The 17,632-nt window shown below is 65.9% G+C and carries 17 protein-coding genes; 11 read left to right on the top strand and 6 right to left on the bottom strand.

From position 1 onward, the window contains the following. The first annotated feature begins 13 nt into the window (after positions 1-13). The 5 genes from NUW51_RS10130 to NUW51_RS10110 all read left to right on the top strand — a co-directional run bounded on the left by NUW51_RS10130 (position 14) and on the right by NUW51_RS10110 (position 4,822). A complete protein-coding gene (locus tag NUW51_RS10130; RefSeq protein WP_265587399.1) occupies positions 14-1,408 on the top strand; it encodes a serine hydrolase domain-containing protein in 1,395 nt (464 codons plus the stop codon). A gap of 93 nt (positions 1,409-1,501) precedes the next feature. Then, positions 1,502-2,908: a serine hydrolase domain-containing protein gene (locus NUW51_RS10125; protein WP_265587398.1), complete on the top strand. Its 1,407-nt coding sequence runs from the start codon at positions 1,502-1,504 to the stop codon at positions 2,906-2,908. Between the two features lie 68 nt (positions 2,909-2,976). Beyond that, positions 2,977-3,177 carry a zinc-finger domain-containing protein gene (locus NUW51_RS10120; RefSeq protein ID WP_265587397.1) on the top strand — a complete coding sequence of 67 codons (201 nt, stop codon included), beginning with the start codon at positions 2,977-2,979 and terminating at the stop codon, positions 3,175-3,177. Beyond that, positions 3,174-4,598, top strand: a complete 1,425-nt coding sequence (gene tldD / locus NUW51_RS10115; RefSeq protein ID WP_265587396.1) for a metalloprotease TldD — start codon at positions 3,174-3,176, stop codon at positions 4,596-4,598. Before NUW51_RS10120 ends, tldD begins: the two co-directional genes overlap by 4 nt. Then, complete coding sequence (locus NUW51_RS10110) at positions 4,595-4,822, top strand: putative signal transducing protein (RefSeq protein WP_265587395.1); 228 nt, start codon at positions 4,595-4,597, stop codon at positions 4,820-4,822. Before tldD ends, NUW51_RS10110 begins: the two co-directional genes overlap by 4 nt. Here the strand turns inward: NUW51_RS10110 and recQ are convergent. Then, positions 4,819-6,582, bottom strand: a complete 1,764-nt coding sequence (recQ, locus tag NUW51_RS10105; protein ID WP_265587394.1) for a DNA helicase RecQ — start codon at positions 6,580-6,582, stop codon at positions 4,819-4,821. The two genes, NUW51_RS10110 and recQ, sit on opposite strands and share 4 nt — an antisense overlap. A gap of 30 nt (positions 6,583-6,612) precedes the next feature. Next, positions 6,613-7,029 (bottom strand): TIGR01244 family sulfur transferase, encoded by a 417-nt coding sequence (locus NUW51_RS10100; RefSeq protein ID WP_265587393.1) that lies wholly within the window; start codon positions 7,027-7,029, stop codon positions 6,613-6,615. A 90-nt stretch (positions 7,030-7,119) separates the two neighbouring features. On the opposite strand from NUW51_RS10100, the gene NUW51_RS10095 reads away from it, so the two are divergent. Both NUW51_RS10095 and NUW51_RS10090 read left to right on the top strand, forming a co-directional pair. Then, positions 7,120-8,580: an ATP-binding protein gene (locus NUW51_RS10095; RefSeq protein ID WP_265587392.1), complete on the top strand. Its 1,461-nt coding sequence runs from the start codon at positions 7,120-7,122 to the stop codon at positions 8,578-8,580. 558 nt (positions 8,581-9,138) lie between these two features. Then, a complete protein-coding gene (locus NUW51_RS10090; RefSeq protein WP_265587391.1) occupies positions 9,139-10,908 on the top strand; it encodes a serine hydrolase domain-containing protein in 1,770 nt (589 codons plus the stop codon). A 4-nt stretch (positions 10,909-10,912) separates the two neighbouring features. On the opposite strand, the gene NUW51_RS10085 is transcribed toward NUW51_RS10090, so the two are convergent. After that, entirely contained in the window at positions 10,913-12,733 is a 1,821-nt protein-coding gene (locus NUW51_RS10085) for an ABCB family ABC transporter ATP-binding protein/permease (RefSeq protein ID WP_265587390.1), read from the bottom strand. A 143-nt stretch (positions 12,734-12,876) separates the two neighbouring features. Here NUW51_RS10085 and NUW51_RS10080 point away from each other — a divergent pair, with 143 nt between their 5' ends. After that, entirely contained in the window at positions 12,877-13,125 is a 249-nt protein-coding gene (locus tag NUW51_RS10080) for a hypothetical protein (RefSeq protein WP_265587389.1), read from the top strand. A gap of 268 nt (positions 13,126-13,393) precedes the next feature. Then, a complete protein-coding gene (locus tag NUW51_RS10075; RefSeq protein ID WP_265587388.1) occupies positions 13,394-13,579 on the top strand; it encodes a PspC domain-containing protein in 186 nt (61 codons plus the stop codon). Between the two features lie 102 nt (positions 13,580-13,681). Here the strand turns inward: NUW51_RS10075 and NUW51_RS10070 are convergent, their stop codons facing one another. Further along, positions 13,682-15,466, bottom strand: coding sequence for an SLC13 family permease (locus tag NUW51_RS10070; protein ID WP_265587387.1), 1,785 nt, complete (start codon positions 15,464-15,466; stop codon positions 13,682-13,684). A 190-nt stretch (positions 15,467-15,656) separates the two neighbouring features. Between NUW51_RS10070 and NUW51_RS10065 the strand changes: the two genes are divergently transcribed. Next, on the top strand, positions 15,657-15,803 hold the full coding sequence (locus NUW51_RS10065) for a hypothetical protein (RefSeq protein WP_265587386.1): 147 nt from the start codon (positions 15,657-15,659) through the stop codon (positions 15,801-15,803). 110 nt (positions 15,804-15,913) lie between these two features. Beyond that, complete coding sequence (locus tag NUW51_RS10060; protein ID WP_265587385.1) at positions 15,914-16,570, top strand: 5'-methylthioadenosine/S-adenosylhomocysteine nucleosidase family protein; 657 nt, start codon at positions 15,914-15,916, stop codon at positions 16,568-16,570. Between the two features lie 112 nt (positions 16,571-16,682). Here the strand turns inward: NUW51_RS10060 and NUW51_RS10055 are convergent, their stop codons facing one another. After that, a complete protein-coding gene (locus tag NUW51_RS10055) occupies positions 16,683-17,267 on the bottom strand; it encodes a fasciclin domain-containing protein (protein WP_265587384.1) in 585 nt (194 codons plus the stop codon). Between the two features lie 90 nt (positions 17,268-17,357). Beyond that, a complete protein-coding gene (locus NUW51_RS10050; protein WP_265587383.1) occupies positions 17,358-17,588 on the bottom strand; it encodes a hypothetical protein in 231 nt (76 codons plus the stop codon). Between the last annotated feature and the right edge of the window lie 44 nt (positions 17,589-17,632).

Here is a 17,632-nt window from a genome sequence, read left to right as displayed (position 1 = left end):
AGGGGAATTACCTATGCTGTCCATCCTGTCCGCCGCGCTGATCTCCAGCGCGCCGATCGAGCCGACCCCCATCGACCGCGCCATCGAGGCGATCGCCCCACAGCGCGTGGTCGTCGGTGACGAGCCGCCGCTGCGGGACATCTACGAGATGATGGCCGAGCTCAACGTGCCCGCCGTCTCCATCGCGCTCTTCGACGACAATGAGATCATCGCCGCACGCAGCTTCGGCTGGGCCGACCCGGCGGGCCGGGTGCCGGCACATCTCGACACGCGCTTCCAGGCCGCCAGCCTGTCCAAGTCGGTGGCCGCTTATGGCGTGATGGCGCTGGCCGAGGCCGGCGAGGTCGATCTCGACCAGCCGGTCAATGCGCGGCTCGAAGGATGGCAGCTCGACGAAGGCGAATATGCGCCCGCCACCTTGCGCACGTTGTTGTCGCATCGCGCGGGGACCAGCGTGCCGGGCTTCGAAGGCTATGCCGACGCGGCCGCCATGCCCGATACGCTCGGCGTGCTGAAAGGCGAGGGCAACAGCCCCGTGGTGCGCATCGACAAGACGCCGGGCGACTATAGCTATTCGGGCGGCGGCTATACCGTCGCGCAGCTGCTGGTCGAGGAAGCGGAACGCCAGTCCTTCGAGGACGTGATGGCGCGGATGGTTTTGATGCCGCTCGGCATGGACCATTCGAGCTTCGACATGCCGCCGCGCGGGCCTCGCTCGACGCTGGCGCTCGCGCATGACGAAAATGGGCGGCCGATCGCCGATGGCTACCATCTCTATCCCGAGACGGCGGCGGCGAGCCTGTGGACGACGCCGAGCGACATGGCACGCTTTCTCATCACGATGAACCGTTCGCTGGCGGGCGAGACGGGCGCACCGGTAAGCCCCGAAGGCGCGCGCATGCTCATCGCGCCGCCCGCCGAGGGCGCGAATTACGCGCTCGGCTTCGGCATCGAGGGCGAGGGCGATGCGCTGCGCTTTTCGCATACGGGCTCGAACGCAGGCTACAAGGCGCTGATGGTCTCCTATCCCGAGCGCGGCGAAGGGGTCGTCATCATGACCAACGGCGATCGCGGCTGGACGTTGTTCGATGCGCTTGCCCGTGCGGTCGGCCTGGAGATGGGCTGGCCGGGCTACGAGCAGGAACGGCTGGTGCGCGCCGAAGCGACCCCCGAAACGCTCGGCGCGGTGGCGGGCGGTTACAAGCTGGGCGAGCGCATTTTCCGCTTCAGCGTGGATGGCGACGGCCTCCTGTTGACCGATCCCGAGGGCGAGACCGCGCCGGGGATCCTGATCGAGGAAGACCGGCTCTATTTGCCCGAAAGCGACCAGCTGGTCGACATCGTGCGCGGCGAGGACGGGACCGTCACCGGCCTGTCGGCGGGGAGCACCGTGCTGCCCAAGCAATAGCCGCGCTCGACGAGCGACAGCTGGGATCGACCGGCGGACTGGCGCTGCGCCGCCCGCTTGGTACGGCTGGGCGGAGCATTAAGGGGACGGGCAATGTACGTGACGCTGATGGCATTGGCCGGGCTGCAGGCCGCGACGACGCAGGCCATGCCGAATGCGATCGACCGCGCTGCCGAGCAGCTGCAACCTGCCGTCATCATCGCCGGCGAGGAAGAAACGCCGCGCAGCATCGAAGCATTGATGGCCGAACTGGCGGTGCCAGGCGTGTCGGTGGCGATCATCGAGGATAATGAGATCGTCGCGGCCCGCAGTTTCGGATGGGCGCGGCATGGTGAGGGTTGGGTGGCACAGCCGATGACCACCGACACCCGCTTCCAGGTCGCCAGCCTATCCAAAGCAGTGAGCGCGGCGGGGACGGCTATCTGGGCAGACACGCGAGGCATCGCGCTCGACGCGCCGGTCCAGCCGCTGCTCGGGGACTGGACGCTGGAGAATGGCGAGGACGTGAGCCTTGCCGACCTGCTCAGCCATCGCGGTGGGACCACCGTGTCGGGCTTTCCCGGCTATGGTCCCGATCAGGAAATTCCGACGCTCGACGCGATCCTCGACGGGGTCGATGGCGCGAGCAACGAGAAGGTTCGCGTCGAGCCCGAGGCGCGCGGGCGCTTTCGCTATTCGGGCGGCGGCTACACCGTGGTCCAGAAGGCGATCGAGGCAAGCGAGGGCGAAGGGTTCGCCGCTGTCATGGACCGGCTGCTGCTCAGTCCGCTCGGCATGAGCGCATCGCAGTTCAACGAACCCGCCACCGCCGCGAGCAATGCGCATGACGCCGACGGCCAGCCCATCGCTGGCGGGCATCGCAGTCAACCCGAGGCGGCGGCGGCGGGGCTGTGGTCGACGCCGAGCGACGTGGCGCGCTTCGTCATCGCGATGAACCGCGCCGCGGCAGGCGAGGACGGCGGACCGATTAGCCCGGCGATGGCCGACTTCCTGCTCACCGCACCCGACGACAGCTCGGTCTACGCCCATGGCTTCGGCGTGGTCACCGAAGGCGGACTGCGGCGCTTTGCCCATTCGGGCAGCAATATCGGCATGAAGTCGATCCTGTTCGGTTGGCCCGAGGCGAAAGCGGGGATGGTGATCCTGACCAATAGCGAGCGCGGGCCGATCCTCTATCGCGCCTTGGCCGATGCGCTGGCTGAGGAAATGGGCCTCCCGCTTCCCTATCGCGAAGAGGTGGAGGCGGCGTCGTGGAGCGAGGCCGCGTTGGCGCGCTACGAGGGGCTCTATCGGCTCGATGAATATACCTACGACCTCGTCCGCCACGAGGGCGGGCTGGCGATGATCGCGAGCGGGGGCGAGCCGTTCGCCGTGCGGCTGCTTGCCGACGGACGGCTCCTGCGCCTCGTCGACCAACAGCTGTGGGGCGTTGTCGAGGATGAGAATGGCGGCATCGGCGCGCTGACGCTGCGCGGGACGCCCCTGCCGCGCGCTCATTGAGCGCAAACGCCGCGCCTCCGCTGAGCCGGGTCATTGATGCGCGCGGGGTGCCTCGCTATCTGGGGCGGATGAGCAACATTCCTCCGCCCGAGACGCTGCGAGTCGACACGCTTCGCGTCCATTGCGACGGCGCCGGCGACATTTCGCCCGCGCTCGGCCATCCGCGCGTCTACTATCACATCGACGACAATGGCTATGTCGAGTGTAAATATTGCGACCGGCGTTTCGTCCTCAAGGGCGGCCCGGCCGATCAAGAGGATGCGGCGTGAGCCTCGGCCCGCGAGGCTTTCTCTATACGTCAGGCGCGTTCGAACCGAGTGATGCGCAGGCCGCCGCGCGCGCGCATCTGTCGATCCGCGACGATGGCGAACTCTATCTGCAATATCGCGCCAGCGAGATGGTGGCGTTCGACGATGGACGCCTGCGCGCTGCCGACTATTCGACCGACCGGGGCTTCGGCCTGCGCGGGGTGACCGGCGAGATGACCGGTTTCGCCCATGCCAATGAACTGAGCATGGCGGCGATCGACCGCGCCGCCGAGACGCTGCGGCTGCTCGATCCGTCCAAGCAGGCACCCGCCGGGCCGCCGCGCGGCACCAACGTACGGCTCTATACCGACGCCGATCCGCTCGTTGCGGTGCCGTTCGAGAAGAAACTCGCGCTGATCGGCGAGATCGAGGCCGAAGCGCGCGCGCGCGATCCGCGCATCGACCAGGTCAGCGTGATCCTGTCGGGCAGCTGGAGCCTGGTCGAGATCGTCCGCGCCGACGGTTTCATCGGCACCGATATCCGCCCGCTCGTGCGCCTCAACGTCTCGGTCGTGATGGCCGATGGCGAGCGGCGCGAGAGCGGCAGCCATGGCCTTGGCGGACGCTACCTTTACGACCGCCTGTTCGAGCGCGCGACCTGGTTGCGCTGCGTCGATGAAGCCGTGCGCATGGCCGATGTGAACATGCGCTCGGTGCCTGCGCCCGCGGGCGACATGCCGGTCCTGCTCGGCTCGGGCTGGTGCGGGGTGCTGCTGCACGAAGCGGTCGGCCATGGGCTGGAAGGCGATTTCAACCGCAAGGGCCAGTCGACCTTCTCGGGCCGCATCGGCGAAAGGGTGGCATCGAAGGGCGTCACCGTGGTCGATGAAGGCAATATCGAGGATCGGCGCGGCAGCCTGACGATCGACGATGAAGGCACGCCGACGCAGCGCAACGTGCTGATCGAGGACGGCATCCTCAAGGGCTATATGCAGGACCGTTTGAACGCCCGGCTGATGGGCGTCGAGCCGACCGGCAACGGGCGCCGCGAAAGCTTCGCCCACGCCCCCATGCCGCGCATGACCAATACGTTCATGCTGGGCGGCCAAGACGATCCGCAAGAACTGCTCTCACGCATCGACAAGGGCATCTATGCCAAGAGTTTCGGCGGCGGGCAGGTCGACATCGTCAGCGGCAAGTTCGTGTTCGGCTGCACCGAGGCTTACAAGGTCGAGAAGGGCAAGCTGGGCGATCCGATCAAGGGCGCCACCCTGATCGGCGACGGGCCCACAGTGATGCAGCGCGTTACCGGCATCGGCAACGATATGGCGCTGGACGAGGGCGTCGGCATGTGCGGCAAGGGCGGCCAGTCGGTGCCCGCGGGCGTCGGCCAGCCGAGCTGCCTCATCAGTGCCATTACCGTCGGCGGCACCGAGGCGTGAGTCTCGTCGAAGTCGCGCGCTACGCCACCCAGGTCGAGGCCGACCTCGCCCGCCATCGGCTCGAGGCCGAAGACATCATGGCGGTGGTGTTCGACACCGGCCTCAACAATGTCTTCGGCGGGGCCGGGCTGGCATGGGTGCGGTTGATGGTCGATGACAGCGACCTCGCCGTGGCGCGTGACATCCTCAAGTCGTCGCCCGATGCCGAGGTCGTCGCCGACTAGAGCGCCGCGTAGAGGGCCTCGAGCAGGCTTGTCCCGTATCGCTCCAGCTTCTTCTCGCCCACGCCGTCGACCTGGCTGAGCGCCGACAGGCTGTCGGGCTTCATCGCCGCGACCTGCCGCAGGGTGCTGTCGTGGAAGATCACATAAGGCGGGACGCCCTGTTCCTTCGCCTCGGCGCGGCGCCATTCGCGTAGCGCGTCGAACACGGGGTCGGGGGGATGGTCGCCGGCGTTTTTGCGGCTGCGACCGCTGCCCGAGCGCTTGGGCGGCTCGGCAATCTCGAGTTTTTGCTCGCCCTTGAGGATCGGCTTGGCGCCGGGACCGAAGGACAGGCCACCATAGGCATCGGCGCGCAGTGCATCGCGGGCGACGAGCGCGCGGGCCACCGGCTGGACGAGCCGCAGCTCGGCGGCGTCCATGATGCCGAACACCGACAGGGCATGATGCCCGTTGGTGCGCACCTTCTCGTTATCGTCGCCCGCCAGCACCTGCTTGAGGTAACCGACACCGAAGCGCATGCCCGTGCGAAACGCCGCCGAGAGCAGTTTCTGCGCCACGACGGTGACGTCGATGGTCTCGGGCGGGTCGAGGCAATTGTCGCAATTGCCGCAGGTCTCGGGCGGATTTTCGCCGAAATGCTTGAGGAGGATGGCGCGGCGACAGGTCGAGGCCTCGACGAAGGCGGCGAGCGTATTGAGCCGTTCGCGCTCGGCGCCCTGGCGATGCGGCTCGACCTCGGCCTCGATCCGCTGGCGGGCGCGCGCGAAATCCTCCGCGCCCCAGAACAGCCAGGCCTCGGCGGGTTCGCCATCGCGCCCCGCGCGCCCGGTTTCCTGATAATAAGCCTCGATCGACTTGGGCGTGGCGGCATGGGCGACGAAGCGCACGTCGGGCTTGTCGATGCCCATGCCGAAGGCGATGGTCGCGGCCATCACCATGTCTTCGGACCGGACGAAGGCATCCTGGTTGTTGGCGCGGATATGCGGTTCGAGCCCGGCGTGATAGGCGCCCGCGGGACGCCCCGCCTCGCGGATGTCGGCGGCGAGCGCCTCAGTTTTCGCGCGGCTCGGGCAATAGACGATGCCCGCGCCTTCATGCGCGCCCAGAAGCTTGCGAACCTGTCCAGGCAAACCGGCGCGCGGCACGACATGATAGCGGATATTGGGTCGGTCGAAGCCCGAGACGATGAGACCCTCGGGCTCGATGCCGAGCTGCTGGAGAATGTCGGCGCGGGTGCGCTTGTCGGCGGTCGCGGTCAGCGCGAGACGCGGCACGGCAAGATGATCGAGCAGCGGGCGCAGGAGCCGATAATCGGGCCGGAAGTCGTGCCCCCATTCGCTCACGCAATGCGCTTCGTCGACCGCGACGAGGCTGATGCGCTGGCGTTCGAGCAGCCGCCCGAAATGATCGGTCGTGGCGCGTTCGGGTGCGACATAGAGAAGGTCGAGTTCGCCCGCCTCGAAGGCGCGCTCTGTACCGATGCGGTCCGCTGAAGCGCTGGTCAGCGCAGCCGCCGCGATGCCGTTGGCGCGGGCCGAACGGACCTGGTCCTCCATCAGCGCGATCAGCGGCGAGATGACGATGGCGGTGCCGTCCATGGCGAGCGCTGGCAGCTGGTAGCATAGCGACTTGCCAGCGCCCGTCGGCATCACCCCGAGGGCGTCCTTCCCGCCGAGAATACGATTGACGACCGCCTCCTGCACCCCGCGGAAGGCGGAAAAGCCGAAGGTGTCGTGGAGGATATCGAGAGGATCGCGCACGCCTGGCTTGCTAGCGTGCGCGGGCGCGGGTCACAACAAGTGGTTGATCGGATCGAGGCTGTAGCCCGCCTCGGACGCTTTTTCCTTCAGCTCGTCGATCGAGCGACCCTTCTCGTGATGCGCCAGCGCCCACAACAATGTCGAGCGGGTGCCCGAGCGGCAGAAGGCGAAGGTCTTGGCGCTGCCCGCCTTCTCGATCGCGGCGCATTCGGCGGCGACGTCGGCGGGCGAAATGCCCCGGCTGATCGGCACATGGGCATATTCCATGCCGGCGGCCTTGCACGCCGTTTCGAGATCGGCGGCGCTCGGCTGGTCGTCGACTTCGTGATCGGGGCGATTGTTGATGACCATGGTGAAGCCTTCGGCCTTCAGCGTCTCGACATCGTCGAGCCCCATCTGGCTGCCGACATGGAAATCGCCGTCCAAGGCCACTCTCTTGAGGATCATCGATCACACTCCCGTTTGAAATGCACAATGCGCGGGGACCCCTGCCGGTTTCGCTTGGGGCTTGCAACCAGTTGTGGCTAGGGTGGGGCAATGCCTATCGCCGTCGACATGGGGGTCGACCCGCACGGGACGACCGTTCCCCTCAATCTCGAAGAATTGCTCGCCACCCGGCTGCTCGTCCAGGGCAATTCGGGGAGCGGCAAGTCGCACCTGTTGCGGCGCCTCCTCGAGAAGAGCGCGGGGCAGGTGCAACAGGTCATCATCGACCCCGAGGGCGAATTCACGACGCTGTCCGAGGCCTATGGCCATGTCGTGATCGAGGGCGCGGCGCATTCGGAAAGCGAGATCGGCAAGCTCGCCATCCGCATTCGCGAGCATCGTCTGAGCGTGGTGCTTAGCCTCGAAGGCCTCGAGGCCGACGGACAGATGCGCTGCGCCGCCAATTTCCTCAACACGCTGTTCGACGCCCCGCGCGACATGTGGTTTCCCGCGCTCGTCATCGTCGATGAAGCGCAGATGTTCGCGCCGACGGCGGGCGGCGAGGTGCCCGAGGACGTGCGCCGCGCCTCGCTCGGCGCGATGACCAACCTCATGTGCCGGGGCCGCAAGCGCGGGCTGGCGGGGATCATCGCGACGCAGCGGCTCGCGAAGCTGGCGAAGAATGTCGCGGCGGAAGCCTCCAACTTCCTCATGGGCCGCACCTTCCTCGACATCGACATGGCGCGCGCCGCCGATCTCTTGGGCATGGAGCGGCGGCAGGCGGAAGCGATCCGCGATTTGGAGCGCGGGCAGTTCCTCGGATTGGGTCCCGCGATCTCGCGGCGGCCCTTGAAGGTGAAGATCGGCGCGGTCGAGACGGGGCCGAAGGATGCAACGCCCCAGCTGACTCCGCTACCGACCGCGACCGGAGAGGAGGCGGCGAGCCTGTTGTTCGACGACCTAGCGGATGCGCCCGAGCCGCCCAAGCCCGAGAAGGCCGCGCCCAAGCCATTGGCGTCCGAGACGATGATGGAGCAGCTTGCCGCCGCCGTGACCACGCGCCGCGCCGAGGCCGAGCCGCCCGTCCCCGCGCCCGATGCTGCCGATGTCGAGCCGATCATCGCCGAGGCCCTCGCCGCGATGGTCGATGAAGAAGATGGCAAGCCGCGCTCGACCGCCATCGCCTATCAGGATTTCTCGGTCCGCTGCCGGATGAAGGGGCTGCGCGAGACGCCGCTCGACCTGTCCGCCTTCGGCCAGCGCATGGCGGCTGCGCGCGCGGGCATTCCCGAGGATCCGGCGGGCGAATGGGGCGAGGTGCTGCAGGCCGCGGAGCGCCTGCCCGACGACATGCTCGCGCCCTTCCTCCTCATCGCCAAGGCGGCCCGCGACGGCGCGCCCAGCCCGAGCGAAGATGCGATCGCCGCCATCTACGGCACCGCCAGCCTGTCGCGCGCACGCCGCCTCGTCGACTATATCGAGGAGCGCGAACTCATCGTGAAACGCACCGACATGGGCGGCAAGACGAGCATTACGCTTCCCGCGCTCGGCTGGACGACGGCGGCGGCGTAGGTGGGATGCTACTTCACGAACGGCGCAACTGAGAATAACTTTTCGATTTGGGCAGCGCCGTCCCAATTTTCGGGCGGCTCGCCAGAGCGCGCCCATGAAAAATTGTCTGCATCCCAATTTCGACGGTAGTGGCGCAACGATGCGATGATCGTGGCTTTCGCGTCGGCGCTTGCGTTTGGGTCGTCGTCGAACCCAGGTTCCCAAAGGCAACATGCGCAGGTGCCAGTTCCAATGACGCCTCCCCGCTTGTCGTATGACGTCCCGTCAAATAACTCGGGCCATCCGCATGCTGGGCAGAGGAAGCGACCTCGTTCATCTCGAACGTTAAAAATCTCCGGGCTCATGGTGTCTAGTTACACTATGAAGTGGATTGCGAAAGGCGTCATATCGGCGCTCTCTGTACTACCCATTCGCACGCCTTCCGCGCCTAGAGCTCGGCTTGGCAGCCCCTTAGCACCGCGAAACCCGCCTCTTCTACGAACGACACGCTAAACGGGACGAACGGCCTTGCGGTAGTGCCTCGACGATGAGACCGTCACCGCAACGAATAGGGGACGGATGATGATTGGATCGGTGGCGATGGGGCTCGCCTTGAACGCGCAGGCGGTGGCCGCGCAGCCGGAAGGCTTGTGGCAGTTCACCATCCCTGCCCTTTCCGACAAACGCGAATTTCTGCTCCTCGACGTGGACGGCGAGTGGCTTGCGCAGGAGGGCGGAATCTCGATGCAGTTCGACCATCGCGACGACCGCTTGTCCTTTCGCGCCGATAATGGCGGTCGGGTCGATGCGCACGTCGAGCCCGATGGAAGCCTGTCGGGCATGTGGGTGCAGCCGCGCGGACCGCTTGGCTACCAACCGATGGCGACGCCCTTTCATGTCTCCCCCGACAAGGGGTTCGACGACAGTTGGCAGGCTAACCTCTCGGTCCAGTCGCGCCCTTACACGCTCTTCCTCGACTTCTTCACCGATGACGATGGCCGCCAGCGCGCGGTCATTCGCAACCCCGAACGCTATGCGCTCGGCAAGATCGGCTTTCGCGTCGATGACGATGGCGATGGCAGTTTCACGCTGGTGAGCATCGCCGGGCAGGACCCCGGGCCGCTGTCGATCGAGCCAGGCGGCGATGGCACACTGCGCCTCGCCCATCCCGATTTCGCGCATCCGATCGCGCTCCGGCAGGTCGCCCGCGACGAGGCCAGCGCCTATTTGCCGCGATTGCCGGGTAGCGATACGACCTACGCGCCGCCGTCTGCGCAGGACGACGGGTGGCGCGTGGCCGATGCCGCCGATCACGGTTTCGACCGCGCCGCGCTCGGCGCGATGACGGCGCAGATCGCGGGCTACGACCCCACCTCCCTGCAGCCGCAACTGCTTCACTCCTTGCTGGTCTCCCACCAGGGCGAGCTCGTCTACGAGGAATATTTCTACGGGCATGACCGCGAGGATCGTCATGATCTGCGCTCGGCATCGAAGATGTTCGGCTCGGCAATGGTCGGCGCCTTGCAGCAGCAGGGCGTGGACATCCATGCCGATACGCGCACGCTGGTCGACATTTTCGATGGCATGGGCGAGCCGCTCGACGATCCGCGCAAGGCCGATATCCGCTTCGGCGACCTGATGACCTATTCGAGCGGGCTCGACTGTTCGGAAAATTCCGCGCTCGGCTCCGAAGAGGCGCTGTGGACGCAGACGCAGGAACCCAATTACTGGCGCTACACCGCGCGCCTTCCAGTGCTGTTCGCGCCGGGCGAGCGCTATGCCTATTGTTCGGCCAGCGCCGATATCGTCGGTGCCAGTCTGCGCGCCGCCAGCGGTAAGCCGGTGGTCGCCCTGTTCGACCAACTCATCGCCCGCCCGCTCGACTTCGGGCCCTATCACTGGGCACTGGCGCCCAATGGCGAGGGCTATCTCGGCGGCGGGGTCTACATGCGCCCGCGCGATTTGCTCAAGATCGGGGCCGTCTATGCCTCGGGCGGGACGTGGAATGGGCAGCGGCTGATCCCGGCGGCGTGGGTCGAAGAGAGCTTCACGAAGCATATCGAGATCTCGCCCGAGACCACCGGCATGACGCAGGAGGAGTTCGACAATGAAACCTCGCGCGCGTGGCAGGGGTATCATTGGCGCATCGACACGGTCCGCGTCGGCGATCGCAGCTACGACAGCTACGAGGCCAATGGAAATGGCGGGCAACTGCTGATCGTCGTGCCCGAATTGGAGCTGGCGGTGGCGATGACCGGGGGCAATTATTATCACGGCGGCGTGTGGAGCCGCTGGCGCCAACGCTTCATCGGCGAGCATATCATCCCGGCGCTGGGGATGGACGACTAAGCGTCTACTCCGCCGCCTTCTCCAACGCTCGCTCGCGTGCCTGCCGCGCCCAGAGGTCGGCGTAGAGGCCGCCCAAGCTGAGTAATTCCTCATGCGTGCCGCGTTCGGCGATGTGGCCTTGGTCGAGGACGACGATCTGATCAGCATGGACGACGGTCGAGAGGCGGTGGGCGATCATGATGCTGGTGCGGCGCTGCATGACATCCTCGAGAGTCGCCTGAATGTCCTGTTCGGTCGCGCTGTCGAGGGCGCTCGTCGCCTCGTCGAGGATCAGGATCGGCGGGTCCTTCAGGAGCGTGCGGGCGATGGCGACACGCTGTTTCTCGCCGCCCGACAGCTTCAACCCGCGTTCGCCGACCTTGGTGTCATAACCTTGCGCCAGGCTCTCGATGAACCGGTCGATGCTGGCGCCTTTCGCCGCCGCCTCGATATCCGCCATGCCGGCATTTTCGCGGCCATAGCCGATGTTGTAGCCGATGGTGTCGTTGAACAGCACCGCGTCCTGCGGGACGATGCCGATGGCGGCGCGCAGGCTTGCCTGCGTCACGGCGGCGATGTCCACGCCGTCGATGGTAATGCGCCCGCCCTGCGATTCGTAAAAACGATAGAGGAGGCGGGCGAGCGTCGACTTGCCCGCGCCCGACGGGCCGACGACGGCGAGGCTGGTGCCGGCGGGCACATCGAGGCTGATTCCTTTCAGGATCTCGCGATCCGGACCATAGCCGAAGCGAACATTTTCGAAGCGGACATGGCCCGCGCCCACGCGCAGGTCCTGCGCCCCGTCCGCGTCCTCGATCTCGACCGGCGTGTCGAGGAGGCCGAACATCTCTTCCATGTCGATCAGCCCCTGCTTGATCGAGCGATAAACCCAGCCGAGCATGTTGAGCGGGCGATAAAGCTGCATGAGGAGCGAATTGACGAGGACGACGTCGCCCGGCGTGAAGCGTCCCTCGCTCCACCCCCAGACGGTATAGCCCATCGCGCCCGCCATCATCAGGTTGGTGATGACCGCCTGCCCCGCGTTGAGCCAGGCGAGGCTGGTCTCGTTCTTCACCGCGGCGTCGGTATAGCTGGCGACGGCGGCATCATAGCGCGCGCTCTCGCGCTCCTCCGCGCCAAAATATTTGACCGTCTCGTAGTTGAGCAGGCTGTCGACCGCGCGCTGGGCGGCCTTCTGATCGACGGTATTCATGTCGCGGCGGATCTGGTTGCGCCAATCGGTGACGACGCGGGTGAACCAGATATAGGCGACGACCATCACCATGGTGGCGGCGGTCAGCGCGATGCCGAACTCGACCGTGAAGATGATGGCGATGCCGATCAGCTCGATCGCGGTCGGCGCGATGTTGAACAGGATGAAATAGAGCATGGAGTCCACGCTCTTGGTCCCGCGCTCGACGAGGCGCGTGAGGCTGCCGGTACGGCGTTCGAGGTGGAAGCGTAGCGATAGCCGGTGAATGTGACGAAAGAGCTTGGAGGCGAGCCCGCGCGCCGCTTCCTGCCCGACCCGCTCGAAGATACCGTTGCGCACATTGTCGATGAGCGTGCCGAGGAGCCGCATGCTCGCATAGGCCGCGACGAGGCCGAGAATGATACCGAGCGCCGCGCCCGCGCCCGCGCCGTCGCCCGCCATGCGGTCGACGACCTCCTTGTAGAAGAAGGGCACGGCGAGCACGACCGCCTTGCCGAGGATGACGAGGATGATCGAGACGACCACGCGGGTCTTGAGGTCGGCGCGGCCGTCGGGCCAGAGCCAGGGCAGGAATCGCAGCAGGATACGAAAGTCGCCGCCCTCAGGGGCATGTCCTTTGGTGGGGCGGGCCATGAAAGGGAGGTAGGGAGCGAGGGCACCAATCGCAATGCGGGCTTCGGCCCCCCGCATTTCGTTACGCCTGCGGAAATGCCGGAACGGGGCGATGCAATCGACGTTCGTCATGGAAATAAGCCATTGGTCAGAAAGACTTGTTCATGCCGTCCCCGTTCGATTTCGCCGTCCTCCTCTTTGCCTGCGCCGATGGTGGCGCGATGTGCGAACCTGTCGCGACGGGCCAGTTGGCGTTCCAGAGCCAGGCGGCTTGCGAGGCGACGATCGATGCAGCGTTGATGCGCGCGAGCGATCTCGACACGCCGTGGATCGAGGCGGAATGCCGCAAGATCGAAGCCATCCCCGTGGCGCTACGGACCGAGTTGGGAAATTTTCCCGAACAATCGGGATAAGACACCACCGAAAATTCGGAATGATGAGGGCGTGCATTGATTTTGCACGCTTTTTTCATTTGGCACGCTCCCTGCATTGTACCCAGTGAGCCCAATGACGGGTTCGCCAAAAGGGAGAAAGACCATGTTTGCTCAAAATGCTGCCAAAGACGTCCTCGTGTCGATCGCCGGATCGCTCATCGTCGCCAGCCTGTTTCTCGGTGCCGCTTTGTCGGGTGCTCCGATCGCCTAACCGACCCAAGATCTGAAAAAGGAAAGACCAAGACCAATGGACCGCAAGTTTCTCATCAACAAGAATGACGGCAAGCTGATGGGCGTCTCCGCCGGGATCGCCGATTATACCGGGATCGACGTCACGCTGGTGCGCCTCGCTTGGGTGCTCGCCTTCTTCGTCTCCGCCGGCACCGCGCTGCTCTTCTACTTCATCACGGGCCTCGTCGCTCCCACCGCATAAGAGCGACGACCCCATGCCCCCGGCGCGACGCGGCGCCGGGCGGGCCGAGCGACGAGGCTCGCCGATCCGACCGATCGGCGGGCCTTTTGCCTTATGGGAAGGCTAGAGGCCGTAGGTGATCGACAGGATCACCGACAGGCTCGCCACCATCAGGATAACGAGCGGGATACCGGTCTTGAGATAGTCGTTAAACCGATAATCGCCCTCGGCCATGATCAGCATGTTGGTCTGATAGGCGATGGGGGTGGCGTAGCACAGGTTGCAGCCGAACAGGACGGCCAGCACCAGCGGCTCGACCTCGAGCCCCAATTGCCCGGCCAGCGAAAAGGCGATGGGGGTGCCGACCGCCGCCGCCGTGGCGTTGGACGCGAAGTTGGTGAGCAGCGTCACGAACAGCATGATGAGCGCGAGGACGAAGGGCGGGGCGAGCCCGCTCATCGCATAGCCGAGGATCTCGCCCATCCACTGTGCCGCGCCGCTTTCGAAGATCAGGCGTCCGATGGCGATCGAGGCGGCGACCAGCACGATCACCTTGGCCGACAGCGCGCGCCCGACCTTGTCGAAATGCACGCAGCCGGTGACGAACATGGCGACCGCGCCCGCCAGCGCCGAGATGGCGATCGGCACGATGCCGAGCGAGGCGAGGAGCACGGCGGTGCCCATGATGAGCACGGCGGTGAGCGCCTTCCTTCGGCGCGGCAGCGGACGCGCGCCGTCGAGCATCAGCAGGGCGTCATTTTGCGCGAATTCCTGGAGCGCGCTTTCGCGCCCGAGCACGAGGAGGATGTCGCCCTCGGCCAACCGCGCCTCGGCGCTCATCTCGCGCGGGGCGGCGAAGCTGCGGGTGGGGGCCTGCGCCACGCCGAGCACGGCGACGCCGCGAATGCCCGCGGTCTGGAGCGTGCGCCCGACGAGGCGGCTGTCGCCCGACACCGCCATTTCGGCCTCGACAAGGTCCTCGCCATTGGCGGCGCTGTCGCGCCCTAGCCGTTCGATCAGCCAGCGCGGCGCGGCGGTGGCGCCCAATTTGCGCGCCGCATCGCGCAGTGCATCGGCGGTCCCGAAGGCGGCGAGCCGCTGCCCCGGCTGGAGCGTCTTGGGGTTGCGCAGGAAGGAGAAGGTCTCGGGAAGCTTCTCCTTGAAATCGTCATAGGAGCGCTCGAGCCAGCTCGACCCCGTCCCGACGCGCAAGGTGGCGATGAACTTGCGCGGCTCGTGCCCGGCCTCGGGACTGTTGTCGGGCAAGAGCCTTGGCATCACCAGCCAGATGTAGGGCAGGCAGATGAGCGCGGCCATCAGGACGATCGGCGTGAAGTGGAAGATCGGGATCTCCTGCATTCCGAGATCGGCCGCGATGGAGACGACGAGGAGGTTGGTCGAGGTGCCGATGGTCGTTGCCATGCCGCCGATGAGGATGGCGGCGTTCAGCGGTATGAGCGTCTTCGAGGCGGGCATGGCCCCGCCGGCCGCGAGCTGGACCATGACCGGGATGAGGAGAACCAGCACCGGGGTGTCGTTGACCACCATCGAGGCGAACATGGCGAGGCTCAGCGTGACCAGCAGGCCGAGATGATTGTTGATGCGAAAGATGCTGCCGAGCGCCCGCGCGGCGGGCTCGAGCGCGCCGGTCACCACCAGTCCGCGTCCCATCACCATCAGCGCGCAGATGGTGACCAGCGCGGTATGACCGAACCCGCCGAAGGCGAGCTCGAGGCCGTCCTTGGGATTGGTCTGGGGCAAGGGGATGAGATAGAGCATCAGCGCGATCGCGCCGATGGTCATCAGGCTGATGATCTCGATGCGAAAACGGTTCGAGGCAAAGGCCGCGAACATGCACACTGCGACAAGGAGCGCGAGGGCGGCGTGAAGGGATGGCAGGCTCAACACGTCAGCAGGGCACCTCGAATGGCTTGGCGGCGCATGCGGCCGCCCGGTCGGCGTGATCCTAGCCCGCTATCGGAGAAAATACAGGTTTTTCGCTGCCGCCGCCGCGACCCGGACCAAAGCGGGGGGTGGTTACTTGCAACCAATGACGGGGCTCGCTGGTTTTCGATTCTGAATAGCGGAGGAATTTTCTATGTATCGCAAGGGCGATGAAGTGCATGTGTCTGAAGAAGAGGCGACGGGAGCGGTCAAGCCGCATATCACTCGCTGGGTGCTGGGCATCTCGCTCCTTCTGATCGTCATTGCCATGTCGCTGGTGTGGATCATTCCCGCGCTGTAGAAACTCTCTAAAAAGTCTAGTAATCCGTAGCGTCACCGCTTAAAGACCGGGGTGTGACGGATCCGCTTGCTTGCTATGTACTGCAGGCGGGCTTTTGTAGGACGCGTGTCATGCGCATCGGCATCATTACGGGACTTCTCGAGGAAGCCGACAGCTTTCGCCCCGGGCAGGGGCATGCGCATCGCGATATGCCCTTCTACTGTCGTGAGGGCGAGCATTGGACCGTGGCCTGCGCGGGTGTCGGCAAGGTCAATGCGGCGCTTGCTGCGACCTGCCTCATTTCTCACGGTGCCGACTGCCTGCTCAGTCTCGGCGTGGCGGGCCGGATCGGCCCGCGTCGTGACCCCTTGTTCTGGATCGCCGACGCCTTTCAGCATGATTTCGGGGCGTGGCGACAGGACGAGTTCGTCGCCTATCGTGCCGGCACGCTGCCAATCGGTATTTCGCGGCTGGAACCGATGCTGGCGATGGCCGACCCCGGGCTCGGCCTGCCCACGGCCACCATCCTGACCGGTGACAGCTTCATCGAGGACGAGGTCCGGGCCGAGGCACTTGCCGGGCAGTTCGAGGCCGATCTGGTCGACATGGAAACCGGCTCGGTAGCGCAGATCGCGGGCCATCACGACCTGCCCTGGGCCGGGATCCGCGCGGTGTCCGACGCCGCCGATGGCGCGGGCGTGGCCGATTTCCAAACCAACCTCAACCGCGCTGCCGTGCGCGCCGCGCAAGCCGCAGACCGGTTCGTCGATCTCGTCGCCGCGCGCTGAGCGCTCCGTTAGTTCAACGCAAAAAGACGCCGCCGATACCAAAGGATCGACGGCGCCCATGCTGTCGGCGCACCCTTAAGAGCGGGGGGACGCCGACCGCTGTTCGCTGCGCTTAGCCGGCGGGCATCAGCACGGTATCGATGACGTGGATGACGCCATTCGAAGCGTCGAGGTCGGTCTGCGTCACGGTCGCAGTGCCGCCATTGGCGTCGGTCAGCACGACATTGCCGTCGACCACGCTGGCGCTCAGCGTACCGCCACCGACGGTCGTCAGTTCGAGCGTGCCGCCCGCGTCCTCGATCTGCTTCAGGACGCCTTCAGCCATCAGGTCGCCTTCGACGACATGATAGGTGAGGATGTTGGTCAGCTGATCACGCTGTTCCTCGGTCATCAGCCCTTCGAGCGTGGCGCTATCGAGCTTCTCGAAGGCGGCATTGTCGGGGGCAAAGACGGTGTAGGGACCCTCGCCCGACAGCGTCTCGGCCAATTCGGCGGTGGTCACCGCGCTGACGAGGGTCGAGAAATTCTCGTTGCTCGAGGCGAGGTCGACGATGGTGTCGCCCTGCTCTTCTTCCATGGCCATTTCGTTCGCGGGCATGTTGGTGTCGGTTTCGGTCTCCACCGTCGTGTCGGTGTCGCCGCAAGCGCTAAGCGCCAGCGCGGCCGAACTCATCAGGGCGAGCGTGATCGTCTTCATAATCCTATTCTCCGAAAATTCGTTGGGAATCGGTCAACCAACGGGTCGCAGCGGGGCCGCGTTCCATGCTTGGACCAAAGGAGGTAGGGCCTAGTCGACCGGCGCGGGGTCGGGTTCGGTGGCCGACAGGTCGGGATCCTCGGCGACCGGCTGGGTCATGGCTTCCTCTTCGTTGACGACCGCTGGCTCATAGTCGTCGGGCACGTTCTGCAACGTCTCGACATCGGGGGTGGGGTCGAGCGCAGTGTCGGCATCACTCTCGGTATTGCCGCAGGCCGCGGTCGCGGCGAGCAGGAGCAGGGGAAGGGTCAGGCGGGTCATGGTCTACCTCGTAAATTGCACGTCGTTCGCGAAGGCCAACCCGG

Origin of the sequence: Sphingomicrobium arenosum (assembly GCF_026157085.1) — a bacterium.
Taxonomy (GTDB): domain Bacteria; phylum Pseudomonadota; class Alphaproteobacteria; order Sphingomonadales; family Sphingomonadaceae; genus Sphingomicrobium; species Sphingomicrobium arenosum.
Note: the sequence above shows the minus strand (reverse complement) of the source record. Positions and strands in the feature narration are given on the sequence as shown.